The following is a 19728-nucleotide window of genomic DNA, read 5'->3' as shown; positions in this document are numbered from 1 at the left end:
GCGTCGCGGCGGAGCCGCTCCGAGTCTTCGAACCCGACGCGCTGCGGTCGTTTTGGGGGTAATTTGGGCCGGAGTTCGGCAAGCGTACTTACGCGTTCGTCACCAACTGCCATACGCACAGAACACCATGATTCACGACGCCATCTCACACCGAGGGAGTCCCCGCGATGCCGACGTGTGAACACTGCGACGCGCACGTCTCGGACCGCTTCGCCCGCGTGTTCTCGGACGCCCGCGGTCGGATCCACGCGTGCCCGAACTGCTCGGCCAACGCCGGTATCGCAGAGGTCACGAAACAACGGGCGCACGACGCCTGAAGGCGCAGATTTTTTCGCTTCGCTCGACGCCGCCTATCGCTCCGGAGCCGGCGGCATCGCCCGCTTGTGGGCGCTCCCCTCGTGGAGGTCCACGACGCGGTCGACCGCTTCGGCGGGCACGTCGAGTTCGCGGACCGTCGCCGCCCGGGAGAGTCCGCCGTCGACGTGGACCGCGAGGATGGCGTCGACGGTGTCGTAGTCGAGCCCCATCTCGTCGGCGTCGGTCTGCCCCTCCCACATCTCCGCGGTCGGCTCCTGCATCACGAGGTCCCGCGGGACGCCGACGTGTGCGGCCAGCTGGCGGACCTGCTGTTTATAAAGATTCCCGATCGGGTTGCAGTCGACCGCCTGGTCGCCGTACTTCGTGAAATATCCGGTCATCGCCTCGGCGCGGTTCCCCGTGCCGAGCACTACTCGGTTCTCCGCGTTGGCGACGAAGTAGTTCAACACGGCGCGCGTCCGGACGTACACGTTCCCCGCCGCCGTCCGATCGTCCGCGGCCTCCGGGAAGGCGCCGAAGAAGGACTCGGCGATCGGCTGGATCTCGACCACGTCGTACTCGATACCGAGGTCGTGGGCGACGCGCTCCGCGTCGCTCATGACGTCCGGATCGTTGACCTCGGAGGGCATGGTGAGCCCGTGGAGGCCGTCCTCGCCGAGCGCCTCCACGGCAAGGTAGGCGGTCAGCGTCGAATCGATCCCGCCTGAGATACCGAGGGTGGCGCCCTCCGCGCCCGCGTCGTCGACGACGTCCGCGATGAACGAGACGATGCGCTCACGGGTCGCCTCGAGTTCCGACTCCGAGAGTCGGAGGTCGAGCGGCGGGTCGTCCGAGAGCAACACCGACTGGTCCGAGGTCTGGCTCATGCGGATTGATAAGGGTCGAGGCGACTAATATCTCCGCTTTACCGTGATGAACTGGACGTTCGTCGGGTTTCAGCGGGTATCTCTGCTTGCCGATTCGCCGGGTCGTCGCGTTTGACGCCGCGTCCCGTGTTTAAAAGGCGACCAGCGCGCTCACAGCAGGCCCTCCCGGTCCGCGAGCAGCAGTCCCTCCAGCGTCGCGTCGTTCGTCGGAGGCGCGCGCGCGAGTTCGAGCGCCTCGTCGACCGGGACCGTTCGGGGCGAGAGGAACTCGTTGCTGTCGTGGTCGACGCCGACGGGATCGAGCCCCTCGGCGAACACGTACCCGCGCTTGTGACGGAGCACCCCCGTCGAGCACCACACCTCTTGCAGCAGCGAGGTGGAGGAGGGGGCGAACCCCGTCTCCTCGGCGAGCTCGCGCGCCCCGGCGGCGGTGTACGATTCGCCGCGCTCGACGATCCCCGCGGGCAGCTCCAGTTGGGTGTTCCGGACCGTCGGCCGGTACTGCTCGACGAACAGCACGTACCCGTCGGCGACCGCGATGACGACCGTCGCGGGCGACAGCTCCGCCCAGTAGTACTTCTTCTCCGACCCGTCGGGCTGCTCGACCAGGTCGTATCCCCCGACGAACCAGCCGGGGTCGTACTCGACGGCGACCTCCCTGACCGGCCACTCCGGATCGCCGGGCAGCGAATGGTTTCGGCCGTCGGCGAACGCCGGGAGGTCGCGGAGGTCGTCGGCCGGCGCGTCGTCGCTCACGGGCGCATCACCTCCACTCGATAGACCGTGCCCTCGTACTGCACGCGGACTCCACTGTCGGTCGCGGCCTCGGGCAATCGGCGCGTCAGGGCGTCCACCTCGTCGAAGGGCGTGTGCGTGAACGACTCCTTGATCCCGTACGTGTCGGTCTGGTACGGGTCGGACCGCCCCTCGTCGCTCGCGAGCGCGCTCGTCAGGAACGGGTATCGGTGAGCCGAGTCGTTGTTGACGTCCACCGCCGGGGCCTCGGTCTCGATCGGCTCGGCGGTCAGGTAGTAGGGATCGCCGCTGCCGAGGTAGCTCGGGAGGGCGCCCAGCGCGAGGAGGGCGACGACGACCAAGGCGATGGCAACGAAGAGGTTCCGGGTGACCCGGCGCATGGTCGACGTTGGCGCCGCCCGGGAATACCGGTTTCGACCGCGGCGGTTCCCCGCGGGGACGCTCCCCGCGCCGACGCGCTTTACTCGTCGGCGCTCCTTCGCTTCCCATGGAGTTCCGGTTCGAGCTGGCCCTGTGTGCCGCGCTCGAATCGCCGGATAGCGTCATCGCTCGGCAGCTCGGCGCCGGCGTCACGAACCCCGGCGGTCGGATCGTCGACGTCTGCGTGCTGGAGCCCGGACCGGGGTTCGACCGGCGGGCGGCGATCACGCCCGAGCAGATCCCGGCTCCCGCGATCGAAGCGGCGGTCGGTCCCGGCGAGGCGGTTCCCGTCGCGACGGCGTTCGACCTTCCCCCGGACCGAGCGGCCGCGGTCGTCGAGCGCGCGGTCGACATCGGTTACCTCGAACGCGAGCGCCGCAGCGGGCGTCCGGTCGTTCGCGCGACGGCTCGCTACCCCGACGACTGGGTCGGATCGCTGACGGCGATCGAGAACAAGCCCGACCTCGGGACCCCGGGAGACCTCGCGGCGCAGTTACGGTTCGACGCGGCGCTCGGCCTGTTCGACGAGGCGATTCTTGCGACCGAATCGTACGTCACCCGCGCGCATCTCAACCGCATCCCGGACGCGATCGGCGTCTGGCGGTTCGACCCCGAGACGGGGGAGCGCGAGGTCGTCCGGGAGCCGACGCCGCTCGCCCCGGACGCGCCGGGCGTCGAGATCTGCGAGGAGCGGTCGCTCCGCACCGACGTTGCGCTCGTCGATCCGGCGGCGAAGGCCCGAAAACGGCGCCGGATCGCCGAGCGCGCGTACGGCAAGGGCTGGCGGCCGTCGCCGCCGGCGTGTGCACACGCGACCGGGACCGCCGACGGACGGCCCTACTGCGACCGCTTCGATCGGGTGGTGGACCCGGGTCGGGACTGCGGCGCGGGCTGCGACGCGTACGCCCCCGCCGATCCGCCGGCGCTCGGCCGCGACGCGCTCCGCGACGACCGAACCGCGTGGAAGGCCACTCCCGACGGCGACGGGCCGCGCCGGCAGTCGGGGCTCTCGCGGTTCCTCTGACTGTGGGAATCCTTATATCCCGAGCGACAGACCCTCACGTATGAACGATATCGACGACGTGTTCGTCGCGCGACTGATGACGAGCAAACTCCACACGGTCACGCCCGACACGCTGGTCGAGGACGCCGCCGCAGTGCTGCTCGACAACGACGTCAGTTCGGCGCTGGTCGTCGACGACGACGGCTCTCTGGTCGGCATTCTCACCACCACTGACTTCGTCGACATCGTCGCGAAGAGCCAGCCGAAGGCCGAGACGACCGTCGAGCGGTATATGACGCGGGATCCGGTCACGGCCGGCGCGCAGGACTCCGTCTCGGCGGTCGCCTCCCTCATGATCGAGCACGGCTTCCACCACGTGCCCGTCGTCGATGGCGACACGCCGATCGGAATCATCACGACCTCCGACTTCGCCGCGTACGTCTCCTCGCCGGACGCCCCGTCGCCGTAGGTCGCTTTCGCCGCTCACCCCCCCGCCCTCACCGCTCGCCCGCCGGCACCGTTCGTCGGCCCCTCCCGCCACTCGCTTTCTCGCGTCCGCGACGCCGACAAGTGGCGCCCCTTTCTGTGAAGTATTACCCCGGCATCCCGTATCCGCGTCCATGTCCGACCATCTGCATCTCAACCTCTTCACCATGGCCTCCGTCGAGCACGTCTCGCCGGGGTCGTGGACCTACCCGGGCGACCGGTCGCCGGAGTACACGGACCGCGAGTACTGGACCGAGGTCGCCCGGACCGCCGAGCGCGGTGGCTTCGACGCGGTGTTCTTCGCCGACGTGCGCGGGGTCTATGACGTGTACGGCGACGACCGCAGCACGGCCGTCGAGAAGGCGGTTCAGACGCCCGCGAGCGACCCGCAGCTCGTCGTCCCCGCGATGGCGGAGGTCACCGACGAACTGGGGTTTGCCGTGACGCGCTCGACGACGTACACCCACCCCTACCAGCTCGCGCGGGAATTCTCCACGCTCGATCACCTCACCGACGGCCGGATCGCGATCAACGTCGTCACCTCCTACCTCCAGTCGGCGGCCGAGAACCTCGGGCTCGACGAGCGGATGGACAAGGAGACGCGCTACGACCGCGCCGACGAGTTTCTCGACGTCTGTTACAAGCTCTGGGAGGAGTCGTGGGCCGACGACGCGGTCGAGGTGGACCGCGAGGCCGGGCGGTACACCGACCCGGAGAAGGTCTCGGCGATCAACCACGACGGCGAGCACTTCACGGTGCCCGGCCCGCACGGCTGCGAGCCCTCGCCGCAGCGGACCCCGGTCGTGTATCAGGCGGGATCCTCGGACCGAGGCCGGGAGTTCGCGGCCGCGAACGCCGAGGCCGTCTTCGCCAGCCAGCCGACCGAGGAGGGCGTCCGCGAGTACATGACCGACGTGAAGTCGCGCGCGGCCGACCACGGCCGCGACCCCGACCACCTGAAGTTCTTCATCGGCGTCGTCCCCGTCGTCGGCGAGACACAGGCGCTCGCGGAGGCGAAGTACGACGAGTACACGCGTCACGTCGACGTCGAGGCGACCCTCGCGCTCCTCTCCGGGTTCCTCGATATGGACCTCTCTGCGCTCGACCTCGACCAGAAGGTCGAGCATATCGAGACGGACGCGATCCAGGGCACGATGAACGCGTTCACGAAGGCCCAGCCGGACCGCGAGTGGACCGTCCGCGAGGTTGCTGAGTTCTGCGGACTGGGCACGACGTCCCCCACGATCGTCGGCACTCCCAAGGTGATCGCCGACGAGTTGGCGTACTGGCACGAGGAGGTCGGCGTCCACGGGTTCAACGTGAAGGAGGTCGTCCGGCCCGATTCGCTGACGGACTTCGTGGACCTCGTCGTCCCCGAACTGCGCGAGCGCGGACTCGTCCCCGACCCGAGCGACGGCGGGGACGCCCCCCGCGGCGACGGCACCCTCCGTGAGCGACTGCTCGGCCCGGGCCAGCCCCGACTCCGCGACGAACACCCGGCGAAGCAGTAGTCCCCTCCCGTTCCGCAACCGAAACGAGGTCGTCCCTCGCGTGCCCTCTGCCGCCGCGACCTTCGGTCTCGGACGCGCCGGCGACAGACCCAAGGTCCCGTTCGTTGACGGTGCGGTATGCCGCTGTTACAGTTCTCGACGACGCGCTCGCTCTCGCCGGCCGAACGCGAGTCGTTCGTCGCGTTCGTCACCGAGCGATACACCGAGGAGATGGCGACCACGGCGGGTCACGTCGCGGTGACGATCACCGAACACGAGCCGTCGGCGATGGCCATCGGACGAGGCGTCGACGGGCCGTTGCTGTTCCTCGACGCGGAGATCCGGGAGGGGCGACCGTTCGAGTACAAGCGGGCGTTCGCGCTGGCCGTGATGGAACGCGCGGTCGCGGAACTCGACGTCCCCGAGCCGAACGCTAAGGTCGTCTTCACCGAACACGCCGGCGAGGATATGATGGGGCTCGACCGCGTCGGTGGGGACTGGGAGGGGGCGTAACCCGGCGGGAGGTGTCCGGTCGATCATCGTCCCGTCGTCGACGGTGCCTTCGCGAGTCGCCTCCTCAGAGGTTCTCCGCCTGATACGTCCCCTCGTACGTCCCGTCGTGGTCAGCCTCGGCGAGCACCAACTGGGCGATCCGCGCCCCCGGTTCGATCTCGATCGCGTGGCCCACGTCGAGGCGCCCCTCGCCAACGCCCTCGTAGCCGGCGTCCCAGACGGCGGTGTCGAGGGTACAGGAGTTCCGAAGCAGCGTCGATCGCGGGAGTACGAACCCGATCCGCTCGCTCGGGATCCGCACCGGTTCACCGTATCGAACCACGTACGTTCCGGGCTCCAGTCGGTAGGCTCCGTCGCCGATCGGCACCGACTCGCGGTCGCCGACTCGCTTCCCATCGCGACCGATTCGCCCGGGCGCTGTCTGTTTGAAGATCTCCCCCACGGTGAGGTCGACGCCGTTCGGCTGTCGCTGCGCCTCGTCTAGGTCGACGTCGCCGGCTTCCAACGCCGCCGCGACCGCCGCTCCCGAATCGAACATACCCGACCGAATTCGCGGCCGAGACTAAACGATGTCGCACGCCGTCGCGACGCGGACCGCCCCGCCGTCGACCCTCTCAGTTGCGGTGAATTCGGCCGATAACTGCCTTTATCAGCCTTATACTCTCGTTACGTCACTTACTCTCACGGAGGCCACAGTCCGCGAGTTTACCAGCAATAATTGCTTCTTGATCGAATTCTACACGGTCGATCTTTCGGAAAACTCGCGGGTTTTATATCCACGGGAGGGCGACGTGAGCATGATATGGGACAAACGATTACGGAGAAAATCCTCGAGGACCACCTCGTCGAGGGCGAGCTAACGCCCGGCGAGGAGATCGGAATCGAGATCGACCAGGTGCTGACGCAGGACACGACGGGAACGATGGTGTGGCTCCAGTTCGAGGCCTTGGAGCTGGACGAGATCCAGACGGAGCTCGCCGCGCAGTACTGCGACCACCAGACGTACCAGTTCGACTTTAAGAACACCGACGACCACCGCTTCCTCCGCTCTGCGGCCGGCACGTATGGCGCCTACTTCTCTCGGCCTGGCAACGGCATCTGCCACCAGGTTCACAAGGAGAACTTCGCCGCGCCCGGCAAGACGCTGCTCGGGTCCGACTCGCACACCCCGACCCCCGGCGGGCTCGGCCAGCTCGCGATCGGCGCGGGTGGGCTCGACATCGCCGTCGCGATGGGCGGCGGTCCCTACTACGTCGAGATGCCTGAAGTCGTCAACGTCCACCTCGAAGGCGAGCTCCCCGAGTGGGCGACCGCCAAGGACATCGCGCTCCACCTCCTCGGCGAGCTGACCGTCAAGGGCGGCGTCGGCAAGATCTTCGAGTACACCGGCCCCGGCGCCGAGAAGCTCACGATCCCCGAGCGGACCACGATCACGAACCTCGGCACCGAACTCGGCGCCACCTCCTCCATCTTCGCCACCGACGAGAAGACGAAAGACTGGCTCGCGCGCCAGGACCGCGAAGAGGAGTACGTCGACCTCCAGCCCGACGACGACGCGGAGTACGCGGAGACGCTCGAGGTCGACCTTACCGACCTCGAGCCGCTCGTGGCCGCCCCGTCGATGCCCGACAACGTCGCCCCCGTCAGCGAGTTCGAGGGCACCGACGTCGAGCAGGTCATCGTCGGCTCCTGTACCAACGGCGCCTACGAGGACATCCTCCCCAGCGCGAAGATGCTGGAGGGTCGCGAGATCGCCAAGCAGACCGAAATGATCGTCGCACCCGGCTCCAAGCAGGCCTCCGAGATGCTGGCCCGCGAGGGCTGGACCGCGGAGATGATGGCGGCCGGCGTCAACTTCTCCGAGGCGACGTGTGGCGCGTGTATCGGTATCGGTCACGTGCCCGCCTCCGACTCCGTCTCGCTGCGCACCTTCAACCGTAACTTCGAGGGCCGCTCGGGCATCGAGGACGACTCCGTCTTCCTCTGCTCGCCCGAGGTCGCCACCGCGGCGGCCATCACCGGGAAGATCATCGACCCCCGCGACCTCGCGGAGGATCTCGGCGACCTCGAGGCACCCGGCTTGGAAATGGGAACGAAGTACAGTCCCGGCATGGGGAAGGACGACTCCGACATCATCTCGCCCGACGAGGCCATCGACGACAGCCTGATCAAAGGCCCGAACATCGGTGACGTCCCGCTCAAAGACGGGATCGACGTGGACGGCGGCGAGGCGCTCCTCAAGATGGGGGACAACATCACCACCGACCACATCATCCCCGCGACGGCGGACATCCTGAAGTTCCGGTCGAACATCGAGAAGCTCTCCGAATTCACGCTCTCGCGCGTCGACGACACGTTCGCGCAGCGTTCGCTCGACGCCGACGGCGGCGTCCTCGTGGCCGGTGAGAACTACGGACAGGGATCCTCGCGCGAACACGCGGCCCTCTGCCCGATGTTCCTCGGTATCGAGGCCGTCTTCGCGCAGAGCTTCGCCCGCATCCACAAGGCGAACCTGTTCAACTTCGGCATCGTTCCGCTGGCGATCGACGCGGAGACGTACGAGCAGATCGAGCAGGGCGACGACCTCGAAATCGTCGACGACGTGCCCGCGGGCGTCTCCTCCGGTCAGGAGGAGTTCACCGTGAGCGTCAACGGCGACTGGGAGTTCACCGCCGACCTCGACGCCTCCGACCGCGAGCGCGAGATTCTCGCGGCCGGCGGCAAGCTCTCGTGGGTCAAACAGCAGCACACGGACGGCGGCTCCGGCGCGGCGCCGGCCGACGACTGAGGCGACCCGCGGCTCTGCGGCTCTGCGGCTCTCTCTCTCACATTTCATCGACGCTGAGCGCAAGCGCCGTCGCTATCCGATGTGCAACTCGGTATCGCGGCCGCTCGCGGGACAGATCGGTCGAAAAAACGCGACCCGCTTGCCTCGCGACTCGGCGTTAGCGGGCGGCGGCGGCGACGCGTTCGCGCTCTTCCTTCTGCGAGATGGAGTAGGAGCGGTCGGCGTCGTAGTCGGCCGCGGCGATCAGCTCGTTAGCGAGCGCCTCGGCGGCGGAGGTGGTCGACTTGTACGTCGCGCTGGCGACGGCGTCGGAGATGAACAGCAGCGCCTGGTCGACGCGACGCTGGGGTGCGACGTCGACTGCCTTCGGGACGGAGATGCCACCGTATTTCAGGCGAACGGTCTCCTCCCGGGGCGCGGCGTTCTCGACGGCCGTCACGAGGATCTGCACCGGGTTCTCCTCGGTGCGCTCGTGGACGATGTCGAAGGCGTCGCGAACGATCCGCGTCGCCTGCTGCTTCTTGCCCGTGTTCTCATCGGTCTGCATCAGCCGGTTGATCAGCCGCTCGACCAGGGAGATCTCGGACTTCTTGAACTGCTTGGACGCGTGGCGGCCCATCGTGTGGGCGATGGGGGTCACGGTCATGTAGCGCTTCGTCGAGGGATCCTCGTACGCGATCTCGGTGACGTCCCAGACGCCGAACAGCTCGGCGTTCTCGTTGGCGGCCTCACTGGCCGCGGGCGCGTCCGGATCCGGCTCGTCGGCGGCGACGTCCGCGTCGGACTCCGCCTCGGCTTCCTCCCCGCTCATCTGACGGGCTTCTCCGCGTTGCCGCGAACCAGTTCGATCATCGAGACGCCGTTGACCTTCTCGACTTTGTAGTTGACGCCGGAGAGGTCGCCCATCGCGCGACCCTTGGCCCCACCGATCCCAGCGATTGTGACCTCGTCGTGCTCGTCGATGAACGAGATAGCACCGTCACCGGGACAGAACGCGGTGACCTGCTTCCCGTTCTTGATGAGCTGAACGCGGACGCACTTTCGGATCGCTGAGTTCGGCTGCTTTGCCTCAATTCCGACCTTCTCGAGAACGATGCCGCGAGCCTGCGGGGCGCCCTCGAGGGGGTCGGACTTCTTTTTGAGCCCGCGCTCTCGCCGAGCGTACTCGGAGTCGGACCAGCGGCGCTTCTGCCGGTCCTGTTTGAGCTTACGGGCCGCGTATTTGCCGTTCGCCATCGTACATCCACTTCCGAACGGAGCTACTTAAGCGTCGTCTTTCGGCGCGACGAAACGGCCTCAGATCGTACGAGCGGGGCCTCTCGTCCGTTCTGAGGGTGTTTCTCGCGGCGAGACTATCTGAAACAACCGACGCTCGTTCCCGCTGAGCCGGTAAGCCGGCGTGAGCGGCCGTCGTTCGTCGCTGTCAGCGTTCGCGGTGTCGCCGCCGTCTCCGGCTCACTTGTTGGTCGCTTCTCGGGCGTCAGCGACCCAGTCGGGTTCGGTAATCTCCGCGCCGGGGTCGCGGTAGTCGATGTCGACGTCGACCGTCGCCTGCTGTCCGTCGTGTTCGCCGCTCCACGACTGCTCGAGCCGCGGAACGACGCCCGCTTCGTACACGTGCGCCGTCGCGGACGCGGTCTCGACCGTCTCGGGGATGTTTCGATCGGCGGTGAACTCGTCGGCGGTGAACCGGGCAGTCGGCTCGCCGCGAACCCGTCCCTCGCCGTCGCTCATCACGGTCCATTGGTTCAGCCCCTCGTACTGCGTCTCCCCCGACTCGGTCTCGCTCTCGATTCGAATTCCAGTCAGCGCCTCCTGGCGGAGCGAATCCTCGAGATCGGCCGCGGAGCGGTCAACCGACTGGCCGTCGTACTGCGTCTCCCCGTCGGCCCGCCGCCGGAACAGTAGCTCGTCGCCGGCGACATACAGCTCCGTGACCTCCGTTCCCGACTCTCTCGACAGTTCCTGTTTCACGTACTGCCGACCGTTCTCGAGGTCGTACCCGGACTCGTAGGTCTGTGAGGGGAGCCACGGGGTCGGCTCCGCGTCGCCATCGTGGCTCGTCTCCGCCGTCGAGAACAGCGTGAATCCCCCCGCCTCGACGAACGTCGCAACGTGCGACTCGGCCAGCGCGTCAAGCGCAAGCCCGTCGCCGTCGCGCCACTCCGCGTCGGCGAACGGCCGATCGGGGCCGTCATCGGACGAACCCCCGGTCCCGTTGCCGCCGCTGGCCCCATCGTCGTCGGAACAGCCGGCAACCCCGACCGCAGCACCGACCCCGATTCCCGCGAGAAAGCGTCTCCTGTTCATGCGTAATGACACAGCGCGGCGAACAAAAGAACGCGGGTTCACGTCCCCCGCGCCGAGCGACCGCGGCTTACGTCAGCTGGATGTCGTCGACGTCGTGGTGGCGTTTCGCCAGCGTCCGAGCCGTCTCGATGTTGGCGCCGTCGGCGCCGATGGCGACACCGCGGTCCGGCTCCGGTACCTCGACGTACGCGACACGGTCGTTCTGTTCGGATATCGTCACGGCGTTGACCGCCGCGGGCGCGAGCGCGCTCGCGACAAACGCCTCCGGCGTGTCCGCGTCCTCGACCAGTTCGACCGACTTCCCGAGCCGGCGTTCCGCCTCTTCGACGGTCTCGCCGGCCTGCCCGATGGCGGCGGCCATCTCGCCGACGGGGATGAGGAACACGAGTCGGTCGCCCTCCACGAGGCAGTCCTTCGGCGAGACCCCGGTCAGCTCGTCAAAGCGACCGATGTAGCGCCGCGCCTCGTCGGAGAGCTCGACCCGCATCAGTCGTCGCCCACGACGCGCGACCCCATCCGCAGGTCGACGTCGCCAGTACCGAGCGAGATCGGTTTCCCGGCGATGACGTTTTCGATGACGCCGTCGAGTTCGTCGTACTCGCCGTGGATCGCCGCGTCGAGCAGGTGGTTAACCGTCACCTCGAACGCCGCGCGTGCGAGCACGGAGTCCTTCGAGCCCGAGATGCCGTGGCGACCGATCGATTCGATCTCGCCGTTGTTCGTCATGATGTCGGCGACGAGCATCAGGTGACGGACGTTCACGTCGTCGAGCCCCTGCTCTTCGAGCGTGTTCTTCGTCTCGTCGATGATCGTCTCGCGGGCCGCCTCGACGCCGAGGTTGCGATAGATCTCGTGGATGTTGTTACACGTCGTCCGCGACGCGTCCACACCCTCGATGTCGAGGGTGTCGCCGAACGCCGACCCCTCGGTGTAGAGGACGAACTCCTCGTCGCCATCGATCTCCTCTTTCCGGATGACGACACGTTCGATCTCTTCGATCCCTTTGAAGACGATGTCGCGGAGCTGCTCGACGAGCTGGAGTAGCTCGCGGTAGCTGGGCTCGCCCGGGCCGAATTCGATGACGGTGCCCGACTGTCGGGTGTCGACGCCGAGCGAATCCTCGATGGTCTCGGCGATGATCTCGGCGACCTCGGAGGGGTCCGAATGGGTCGGCCACCGCTCCAAGAGCGTGTCGTCGTTCAGGTCGATCCGGACCAGCATGTCGGCGACGTTCGTCGACACGTCACCGAGCGCGAGGATGCGCGTCGCCTCGATGGACCAGACGACCTCGTGGGCCTTCTCGCGGTCCGTCGCGTACTCGCCGTCGAGGTGGACGGTCATCATCGGCGTGTCCGGCGTCTTCCGGGCGTCCACCAGCTCGATGAGCCGGGGGAGCCCCTGCGTGACGTCGATCTCTGCGACGCCGGCGTAGTGGAACGTGTTCATCGTCATCTGCGTCCCGGGCTCGCCGATCGACTGCGCGGAGACGGTGCCGACGGGATCGAGCGGGTCCACGCGCGTCTCGATGTAGCGGTTCTCGACGCCGGTCGCGACCTCGGTGGCCTGCTCGACCGTGATCTCTCCGGTCTCTTCGCCCTTCTTTTCGAGCGCCGCGTACACCTCGTCTTTGAGACGGGTCGGAAGCTCGGTCGCCTCCACGACCGCCTCCATGTCGTCGGTGACGTGTTCGTACTCAGTCATCCGACTCCACCCCCGAGGCCTTGTTCAGGCCGGGTCCGGCGTGTTCCGAGAGGTTCGTCGGCGGCGTACGCTCGCCGAGGAACCGCTCCTTCTCGTCGTCGGACTTGAACTCGGAGTCGACGACGCGGTCGACGATGTCGTCGACGTCGATGCCGTCGCCCTCTCCAGAGGAGACCTTTACCGGCGAGGTGCCGTCCTCGCCGAACTCGAACTGGACGATCCGGCCCGAGGTGTCCCGGACCGTGCCGTCGTACTGCGCCTCCAGCTCGGAGAGCGCGTTGATGAGGCGGCGCTGCAGGTAGCCGGACTTCGAGGTCCGGACTGCCGTGTCGACGAGCCCCTCTCGACCACCCATCGCGTGGAAGAAGAACTCCTCGGGCGTGAGCCCGCCGCGGTAGGAGTTCTCCACGAAGCCGTGCGCCTCCGCTGAGAGGTCGTTCTCCTTGTAGTGCGAGAGCGTTCGGTCTTCGTAGCCGCGGTTGATCCGCTCGCCACGAACCGCCTGCTGGCCGACGGAGCCGGCCATCTGCGTGAGGTTCAGCATCGACCCACGCGCGCCGGAGCGGGCCATCACGACCGCCGGGTTGTCGTCGCCGAAGTGCTGGTCGGCGATCTCCCCGGCCGAGTCGCGGGCCTTTCCGAGCGTCTGCATGATCTTCATCTCCAGCGTCTCGTCGACGCCGCGACCCGGCAGCGATTCAAGCTCGCCGGCCTCGTACGTCGCGATGAGCTCCTGCACGCGCTCGTAGGCGCTCTCGATCGCGTCGTCGACCTGCTCTTCGGCCTCCGGCGGGATCGACTCGTCGTCGATTCCGATCGAGAAGCCGAAGTGCATGATCGCGCGCATCGCCAGCGATGCGATCTCGTTGATGAACACGCGCGAGCGCGTCTCGCCGTACTCCTTGGTGAGGGTGTCGACGACCTCGCCGCCGAACGCGCCGACCGCGTCCTCGTCGATCGTCCCCTCGATCAGCTGGCCGTTCTCGATGACGACGTCGTCGCCGGTCGACGACGTGAAGTGCAGCGAGAGGTCGTCGGGCAGCAGCTCGGAGAACAGCGTCCGGCCGGTCCAGAACTCGCGGCCGTCGTCGTCGACGCCGTCCGCCTCGGGCAGCTCGTCCACTCGAGTCGCCCGGAGCAGGTCCAGCGCCTGTGTCTCGGTGAACTCGGGGTTCGAGTGCGTGAGCAGGTACGTCCCGGAGATGTGGTCCTGGATCGCCCCGATGATGTTCCCGCCGAACCGCGGCGAGAGGATCTGCTCTTGGACGCGCATGAGGACGCGCGCCTCGGCGCGAGCCTCCTCGTTCTGGAGCGCGTGCATGTTCATCTCGTCGCCGTCGAAGTCGGCGTTGTACGGCGGACAGACGACGGTGTTGAGCCGGAACGTCTTGTACGGCATCACCACGACCTCGTGGGCCATGATGGACATCCGGTGCAGCGAGGGCTGCCGGTTGAAGATCACGATGTCACCGTCGACGAGGTGGCGATTGACCTCCCAGTCGGGATCGACCTTCTCGGCGAGTTCCTCGCAGTTCTTCTCGGTCACCTTCAGGCGACGCCCGTCGGGTCGTCGGACGTAGTTCGCGCCGGGGTGCGCCTCGGGCCCGTTACGGACGTACTGGCGCGCTTCCTCGACGTTGCGCTCGGTGACGTTGAGCGTCTGCGTCATTTCCTTGGCGACCCGGTCCGGGACGCCGACCTCGTTCAGGGAGAGGGTCGGGTCCGGGGAGATAACGGTCCGGGCGGAGAAGTTGACGCGCTTCCCGGACAGCGAACCGCGGAAGCGGCCCTCCTTCCCCTTCAGTCGCTGACTGAGGGTCTTGAGCGGACGGCCGGAGCGGTGTCGCGCCGGCGGCGTCCCGCTGATCTCGTTGTCGACGAACGTGGTGACGTGGTACTGAAGCAGCTCCCAGAGGTCCTCGATGATCAGCTGCGGGGCGCCAGCCTCGCGGTTCTCCATGAACCGCTGGTTGATCCGGATGATGTCGACCAGCTTGTGGGTGAGGTCGTCTTCAGAGCGCTGGCCGTTGTCGAGCGTGATGGAGGGGCGCGTGGTCACCGGCGGGACGGGGAGGACCGTCAGGATCATCCACTCCGGACGGGAGTCCTGTGCGTCGATGCCGAGAACCTCGAGGTCCTCGTTCGGGATGTCCTCGAACCAGTCGCGGATGTCCGAGGGCATCAGCTTGTTCATGTCCTCCTCCGTGAGGTCGATATCGAGCGCCTTCTCGATGGCCCGGCGGTCCTCCTTACGCGGGCGGAACTCGCCGGCCATGATCTCGTTGATCCGGTCCAGGGCGATGTCCGTCTTCTCGGCCAGTTCCTGGGGGGACGTGCCCGGATCGTCCTCTTCCTCGTCGGGCTGCATCGCGGCCGCGATGCGCTCGGAGTAGTCGCCCGAGAGCACGTCTTGGACCTCGTAGTACGTGGTCGGCTTCTCGTGTTTGATGTCCGCCTGCGGCTCGCCGCAGAACGGGCAGGTCGACGCCTTCCGAGCCTGTCGAACGGCGGCCTTCAGCACGTCGTGCTCGTCGTCGCCGAGCTCTTTGGCGCGCTCGTAGCGGTCGCGGAACTCGTCGCGCTGCGTCTCGTCCAAGGCAAGCCGACCGCACTCGCGGCACGTCGAGCGGAGCAGCCGCCGGATGAGCTTCGTGAAGCCCACGTGGATGACGGGCGCGGCGAGTTCGATGTGGCCGAAGTGGCCGTTACAGGAGCCGGAGTGGGAGCCGCAGGTTCGACACTCCAGACCGGGGTCGATGACGCCGAGCCGCGGGTCCATCAGCCCCATGTCGATCGGGTAACCGTCGTCGTCGTAGGTGTCGGCCGTGATGACCTTCGTCGCCGACATGTCCCGGTACGTCTCCGGGTCCATGAGGCCGAAGTCGATGCCGCCGAGCACTTTCGGTGTTTGCATTGACATTTAAATTGCGTCCTCCAGTTCGAGCTTCGGTCGAATCCCAAGCGCGATCATCTCGTCGAGGAGGAGCTTGAACGCGTAGCTCACCTCGAGCTCGTGGATGTCGTCTTCGTCGCCCGTGACGGGGTCGTACACGCGGCGCTGCTCGCGGTCCTCGACCGCGACGAGCCCCGTCTTCGCGGAGACGTGCACCGTCTCGGCGTCGGAGGACTCCAAGAGCCGCTCGTTGAGCACCATCGACGCGCCGTGGCCGATGATCGTGTCGCGCTCCATCTCCCCGACACGCAGGCCGCCCTCGCGGGCGCGCCCCTCGGTCGGCTGGCGCGTGAGCACCTGGACCGGTCCGCGCGAGCGGGCGTGGAGCTTGTTCGACACCATGTGGTACAGCTTGTGGTAGAAGATCGTCCCGACGAAGATCTCCGCGTCGATCTTCTCGCCGGTGACGCCGGAGTACATGACCTCCTTGCCGGAGGACTTGAACCCGTGTTCTTCGAGCCCACCGCGGAGCTCCTCTTCATCCTCGCCCTGGAACGGCGTTCCGTCGACTCGCGAGCCGCGCAGCGAACCGACCTTCCCGCCGAGCATCTCCAGCACGTGGCCCACTGTCATCCGCGACGGCAGCGCGTGCGGGTTCATGACAAGGTCGGGGACGACCCCCTCCTCGGTGAACGGCATGTCCTCCTGCGGGGCGAGGTGGCCCACGACGCCCTTCTGACCGTGTCGGGACGCGAACTTGTCGCCCAGTTCGGGGACACGCTGGTCGCGCACCTTCACCTTCGAGAGCTTGGAGCCGTCCTCGCCCTCCATCAGCGTCACGGTGTCGACGACGCCGGACTCGCCCGAGCGCATCGTCACGCTCGTCTCCCGACGCTTCTGCGGCGAGAGCCCGCCCATGTCGTCGGGCTCCTCGAGGAAGCGCGGCGGACTGGTCTTGCCGAGCAGCACCGAGGACTCGTCCACCTTCGTCTCCGGGTTGACGAGACCGTCCTCGTCGAGGTGCGTGTACGCGTCCTCGCCGCGTGCGCCGCGAACGTCCTGTTCGGGGATTTCGAAGCGATCCTCCTGGCCGCCGGGGTAGCGGCGCTCCTCGCCCTCGTAGGTCCGGAAGAAGTGCGAGCGGGTGAGCGCGCGGTCGACGGAGCCCTGGTTCATGACCAGCGCGTCCTCGATGTTGAACCCCTCGTAGCTCATCACGGCGACGACGAAGTTCTGCGCCGCCGGCCGCTTGTCGAAGCTGATCTGGTCGGACGTCTGCGTCTTCACCATCGCCAGCTGCGGGTAGTGCAGGAGGTGCTGACGCGTGTCCGGCCGGATCCGGTAGTTGGCGGAGGGGAGTCCGAGCGACTGCTTCATCATCCCTGCGCCCATCGTAATCCGGGGGCTCGCGTTGTGCTCGGGGTACGGGATCATCCCCGCACCGATACCGAACACGAGCTGCGGATCGATTTCGAGGTGCGTGTGGTCCTCGGTCACGTCTTCCTCGTCGACGGCGACAAGGATGTCCTCCTCCTCCTCGGCGTCGATGAACTCGACGTAGCCGCGGTCGATGAGGTCCTCGAACTCGATGTCGCCGCGCTCGAGCGCTTCGACCTCCTCGTCGCCCAGCAGGGGCTCGCCGTTCTCGACGACGATCAGCGGTCTGCGGGCCCGCCCCGCGTCCGCGTTGACGATCACTTCCTGGGTTCGGTCCTTGACCGAGACGTTCACCATCTCCGAGACGTCGCCACGGCGGCGGGCCTCGCGGATCTGTTCGGCGAGGGCCTCGGGGTCCGGATGGGTCCCGACGAGGCTCCCGTTGACGTACACCTTCGCTTCGCGTTCTGCCTGTGCCATATTAGTCGTCCGCCGTCTGTCGATCGACGCCCTCGATGCCGGGAATCCCCTCGACACCCATCGACGCCAGTTCTCGTTTCAGCCCCTGTTCGTCCTCGACCGTCTGCGACAGCTCCATCGACTGCGCGAAGTTCTTCACGAGTCCGCAGTTCGGTCCTTCCGGCGTCTCGGACGGGCAAATGCGACCCCACTGGGTCGCGTGGAGGTCCCGCGCCTCGAAGTGCGGCTGCGACCGCGACAGCGGCGAGCGCAGGCGCCGCAGGTGCGAGAGCACGCCCATGTAGTCAGTCCGGTCGACGAGCTGGGAGACGCCCGAGCGTCCACCCACCCAGTTGCCCGTCGCGATCGGATGTTCGAGCCGCTCGGTCAACACGTCCGAACGGACGACCGTGTTGACGGTGAGCTGGCGGTTCCGCATATTCGCGCGCTCAAGCTGGTACTTCACGTCGCGTGCCAGCTTGTTCAGCGCGGTCCGGAACAGGTCGCGCATCAGGTCGCCGGAGACCTTCAGGCGCTTGTTGGCGTAGTGGTCTTTGTCGTCGGACTCGCGGCGGTTCAAGGCGAGCTCGAAGCACGCCTCGGCCATCCGACAGAGATAGTACGCCTTGTTGATGCGCACGTCCTCCTCTTCGACGCCCTCCTCGTGGAGGTGCGGGAGCAGGTAGCGGTCGATGACGTAGTTCGCCCGCTTGAGCTGGTAGTTCTTCCCCTGACCGGAGGCGACGCGCTCACCGAGGGTCTCAATGGCCTCCTCGGTCGTCTGCACCTCGGCCTCCTCTAAGTTCTCCAGCATGAACTTCACGATCTCGGGGTCGTCCGAGACGCGGTGGACGATCTCCTCATCCGACTCCAGGCCGAGCGCACGGACGAGCGTCACGAAGTCGATCGAGCCCGAGACGGACGGGAACGACACTTCGAGCAGTCCCTCACGGTTGCGCTCGCACAGCACCAGCGCGCGGTAGCCGCGGCGTTGGGAGAACGTCTTGGCGACCTGAATCTCGTCGCCGTACTTCGAGTCGTACTCGGCGAGGATCTTGTTCGGCGCCAGGTCCTCCGAGGTCATCAGCACGCGCTCGGAGCCGTTGACGATGAAATAGCCGCCGGGGTCGACGGGGTCTTCGCCGATGTCGATGAGCTCCTCGTCGGAGAAGCCGGCCATGTTACACTTGTCCGACCCGACCATGATCGGCATCCGTCCGACCTTCGTCTCGGTCGTGTCGACGACCTGTTCGGGCTCGTCCTCGCCGCCGCGGACGATGGACATCTCCATGAACACGGGCGCCGAGTAGGTGATGTTCCGGAGGCGGGCCTCCTGGGGATACAGCAGTTCCTCGGAGCCGTCGGCCTCTCGGACACGCGGCGTGACCATGCGCACGTCGCCGAGTTCGACGTAGACGGGCTCTTGCCCCTCCTTGTCGCCGATGTCGGTCTCGATCGTCTCCTTCTCGTCGACGACCTCCTGCATGCCGCGGTCCAGGAAGTTGTTGAACGAACGGAAGTGATGTTCGGCGAGCCGTTCGTCTGAGAAGTACTCGCGTGACACCACGCGTCGGTCTTGCCTGTTCATGAGACGACTAGTCGGTACACGACCGCTTCCTCAGTCGTGCGGGAGTTTCGAACGATTTTCACCACGTCACCGACCTCGGCCTCGTCGGGGATCGCGGGATCCGTACGTTTGATCTTCGGTAGGTTCGTCCGTTTCACGTCGTACTCCGCCAGAACCTCGTCGATTTCGTCCTCGTCGAGCAGGACGTGGTTCGGGACGAGTTCGTGTTGGCTTACGTCTACCATGGGTGGTGGTTATTGAGAGAAGCTATCACGAGATACTACAGATTGCTATATGGGCCAACATCATAAGGCTTGCCAACCGAATCCGCCGTGCGCGGCTCACGACGACGGGGCGTGCGATACTCTCACTCATGCGGCTATCACACAAAAGACTACCGCCGTGATCGACGACGACGCCCGCCGATCGCCCTGTCATCAGTCCCCATCGTCGCCGGCGATGACAAGCCTTATTTGCCAGACAGGGGTACGAATGAGTGCGACAAGCCCGGATGGTGTAGTGGCCCATCATACGACCCTGTCACGGTCGTGACGCGGGTTCAAATCCCGCTCCGGGCGTCCCCCTATTCGGGGCGCTGTCGCTGTTTGCCCGGATGGTGTAGTGGCCCATCATACGACCCTGTCACGGTCGTGACGCGGGTTCAAATCCCGCTCCGGGCGTTTTTGTCACCGACTACGAGCGAGGAGTGAAGCAACGAGCGAGCCCGGCGTCGACGAATTCAGACAAGAGGTTTTGAACCCTATCGGTCGCGCGCAGCGAC

At 66.8% G+C, this 19728-nt stretch carries 19 protein-coding genes and 2 tRNA genes; 8 read left to right on the top strand and 13 right to left on the bottom strand.

What is annotated here, in order from left to right; all coding sequences use genetic code 11:
• The first annotated feature begins 167 nt into the window (after positions 1–167).
• Entirely contained in the window at positions 168–317 is a 150-nt protein-coding gene (locus tag ACNS84_RS11970; protein ID WP_170938266.1) for a DUF7563 family protein, read from the top strand.
• A gap of 33 nt (positions 318–350) precedes the next feature.
• On the opposite strand, the gene ACNS84_RS11965 is transcribed toward ACNS84_RS11970, so the two are convergent.
• From ACNS84_RS11965 to ACNS84_RS11955, 3 genes are all read right to left on the bottom strand, one after another.
• The gene (locus ACNS84_RS11965; RefSeq protein WP_435075093.1) at positions 351–1184 is read right to left on the bottom strand and encodes an NAD+ synthase; all 834 of its coding nucleotides are present in this window, start codon (positions 1182–1184) and stop codon (positions 351–353) included.
• A gap of 150 nt (positions 1185–1334) precedes the next feature.
• On the bottom strand, positions 1335–1940 hold the full coding sequence (locus tag ACNS84_RS11960; protein WP_435075092.1) for an NUDIX hydrolase: 606 nt from the start codon (positions 1938–1940) through the stop codon (positions 1335–1337).
• Positions 1937–2320 carry a hypothetical protein gene (locus ACNS84_RS11955; RefSeq protein WP_435075091.1) on the bottom strand — a complete coding sequence of 128 codons (384 nt, stop codon included), beginning with the start codon at positions 2318–2320 and terminating at the stop codon, positions 1937–1939. Before ACNS84_RS11955 ends, ACNS84_RS11960 begins: the two co-directional genes overlap by 4 nt.
• Before the next feature lie 107 nt (positions 2321–2427).
• Here ACNS84_RS11955 and ACNS84_RS11950 point away from each other — a divergent pair, with 107 nt between their 5' ends.
• From ACNS84_RS11950 to ACNS84_RS11935, 4 genes are all read left to right on the top strand, one after another.
• Positions 2428–3384: a DUF5787 family protein gene (locus ACNS84_RS11950; protein WP_435075090.1), complete on the top strand. Its 957-nt coding sequence runs from the start codon at positions 2428–2430 to the stop codon at positions 3382–3384.
• 40 nt (positions 3385–3424) lie between these two features.
• Positions 3425–3832, top strand: a complete 408-nt coding sequence (locus ACNS84_RS11945) for a CBS domain-containing protein (protein ID WP_435075089.1) — start codon at positions 3425–3427, stop codon at positions 3830–3832.
• 151 nt (positions 3833–3983) lie between these two features.
• Positions 3984–5360 carry an LLM class flavin-dependent oxidoreductase gene (locus tag ACNS84_RS11940; protein ID WP_435075088.1) on the top strand — a complete coding sequence of 459 codons (1377 nt, stop codon included), beginning with the start codon at positions 3984–3986 and terminating at the stop codon, positions 5358–5360.
• 117 nt (positions 5361–5477) lie between these two features.
• The gene (locus ACNS84_RS11935; protein WP_435075087.1) at positions 5478–5852 is read left to right on the top strand and encodes a tautomerase; all 375 of its coding nucleotides are present in this window, start codon (positions 5478–5480) and stop codon (positions 5850–5852) included.
• A gap of 64 nt (positions 5853–5916) precedes the next feature.
• Here ACNS84_RS11935 and ACNS84_RS11930 read toward each other — a convergent pair whose 3' ends face one another.
• Positions 5917–6390, bottom strand: a complete 474-nt coding sequence (locus tag ACNS84_RS11930) for a deoxyuridine 5'-triphosphate nucleotidohydrolase (protein WP_435075086.1) — start codon at positions 6388–6390, stop codon at positions 5917–5919.
• A 264-nt stretch (positions 6391–6654) separates the two neighbouring features.
• Between ACNS84_RS11930 and ACNS84_RS11925 the strand changes: the two genes are divergently transcribed.
• Positions 6655–8640, top strand: a complete 1986-nt coding sequence (locus tag ACNS84_RS11925; protein ID WP_435075085.1) for an aconitate hydratase — start codon at positions 6655–6657, stop codon at positions 8638–8640.
• A 157-nt stretch (positions 8641–8797) separates the two neighbouring features.
• On the opposite strand, the gene ACNS84_RS11920 is transcribed toward ACNS84_RS11925, so the two are convergent.
• The 9 genes from ACNS84_RS11920 to ACNS84_RS11880 all read right to left on the bottom strand — a co-directional run bounded on the left by ACNS84_RS11920 (position 8798) and on the right by ACNS84_RS11880 (position 19192).
• Positions 8798–9451 carry a 30S ribosomal protein S7 gene (locus ACNS84_RS11920; RefSeq protein ID WP_435075084.1) on the bottom strand — a complete coding sequence of 218 codons (654 nt, stop codon included), beginning with the start codon at positions 9449–9451 and terminating at the stop codon, positions 8798–8800.
• Positions 9448–9876, bottom strand: coding sequence for a 30S ribosomal protein S12 (locus tag ACNS84_RS11915; RefSeq protein ID WP_004048726.1), 429 nt, complete (start codon positions 9874–9876; stop codon positions 9448–9450). Before ACNS84_RS11915 ends, ACNS84_RS11920 begins: the two co-directional genes overlap by 4 nt.
• A 219-nt stretch (positions 9877–10095) precedes the next feature.
• Entirely contained in the window at positions 10096–10950 is an 855-nt protein-coding gene (locus ACNS84_RS11910; RefSeq protein ID WP_435075083.1) for a hypothetical protein, read from the bottom strand.
• A gap of 67 nt (positions 10951–11017) precedes the next feature.
• On the bottom strand, positions 11018–11437 hold the full coding sequence (locus ACNS84_RS11905) for a NusA-like transcription termination signal-binding factor (RefSeq protein ID WP_435075082.1): 420 nt from the start codon (positions 11435–11437) through the stop codon (positions 11018–11020).
• Positions 11437–12651, bottom strand: coding sequence for a DNA-directed RNA polymerase subunit A'' (gene rpoA2 / locus ACNS84_RS11900; protein WP_435075081.1), 1215 nt, complete (start codon positions 12649–12651; stop codon positions 11437–11439). Before rpoA2 ends, ACNS84_RS11905 begins: the two co-directional genes overlap by 1 nt.
• A complete protein-coding gene (locus tag ACNS84_RS11895) occupies positions 12644–15565 on the bottom strand; it encodes a DNA-directed RNA polymerase subunit A' (protein WP_435075080.1) in 2922 nt (973 codons plus the stop codon). The genes rpoA2 and ACNS84_RS11895 overlap by 8 nt, the downstream gene beginning before the upstream one ends.
• Positions 15566–15571: 6 nt before the next feature.
• Entirely contained in the window at positions 15572–17401 is a 1830-nt protein-coding gene (gene rpoB, locus ACNS84_RS11890) for a DNA-directed RNA polymerase subunit B (RefSeq protein ID WP_435075079.1), read from the bottom strand.
• A gap of 1 nt (position 17402) precedes the next feature.
• Positions 17403–18968, bottom strand: a complete 1566-nt coding sequence (locus tag ACNS84_RS11885; RefSeq protein WP_435075078.1) for a DNA-directed RNA polymerase subunit B'' — start codon at positions 18966–18968, stop codon at positions 17403–17405.
• A complete protein-coding gene (locus ACNS84_RS11880; RefSeq protein ID WP_435075077.1) occupies positions 18965–19192 on the bottom strand; it encodes a DNA-directed RNA polymerase subunit H in 228 nt (75 codons plus the stop codon). Before ACNS84_RS11880 ends, ACNS84_RS11885 begins: the two co-directional genes overlap by 4 nt.
• Before the next feature lie 260 nt (positions 19193–19452).
• Between ACNS84_RS11880 and ACNS84_RS11875 the strand changes: the two genes are divergently transcribed.
• Positions 19453–19525 (top strand) — tRNA-Asp (locus tag ACNS84_RS11875).
• Positions 19526–19554: 29 nt separating this feature from the next.
• Positions 19555–19627 (top strand) — tRNA-Asp (locus tag ACNS84_RS11870).
• Positions 19628–19728 lie beyond the last annotated feature (101 nt).

It is taken from the genome of Halorubrum wangae (genome assembly GCF_051194135.1).
In the GTDB taxonomy this organism is placed as follows: domain Archaea; phylum Halobacteriota; class Halobacteria; order Halobacteriales; family Haloferacaceae; genus Halorubrum.
Note: the sequence above shows the minus strand (reverse complement) of the source record. Positions and strands in the feature narration are given on the sequence as shown.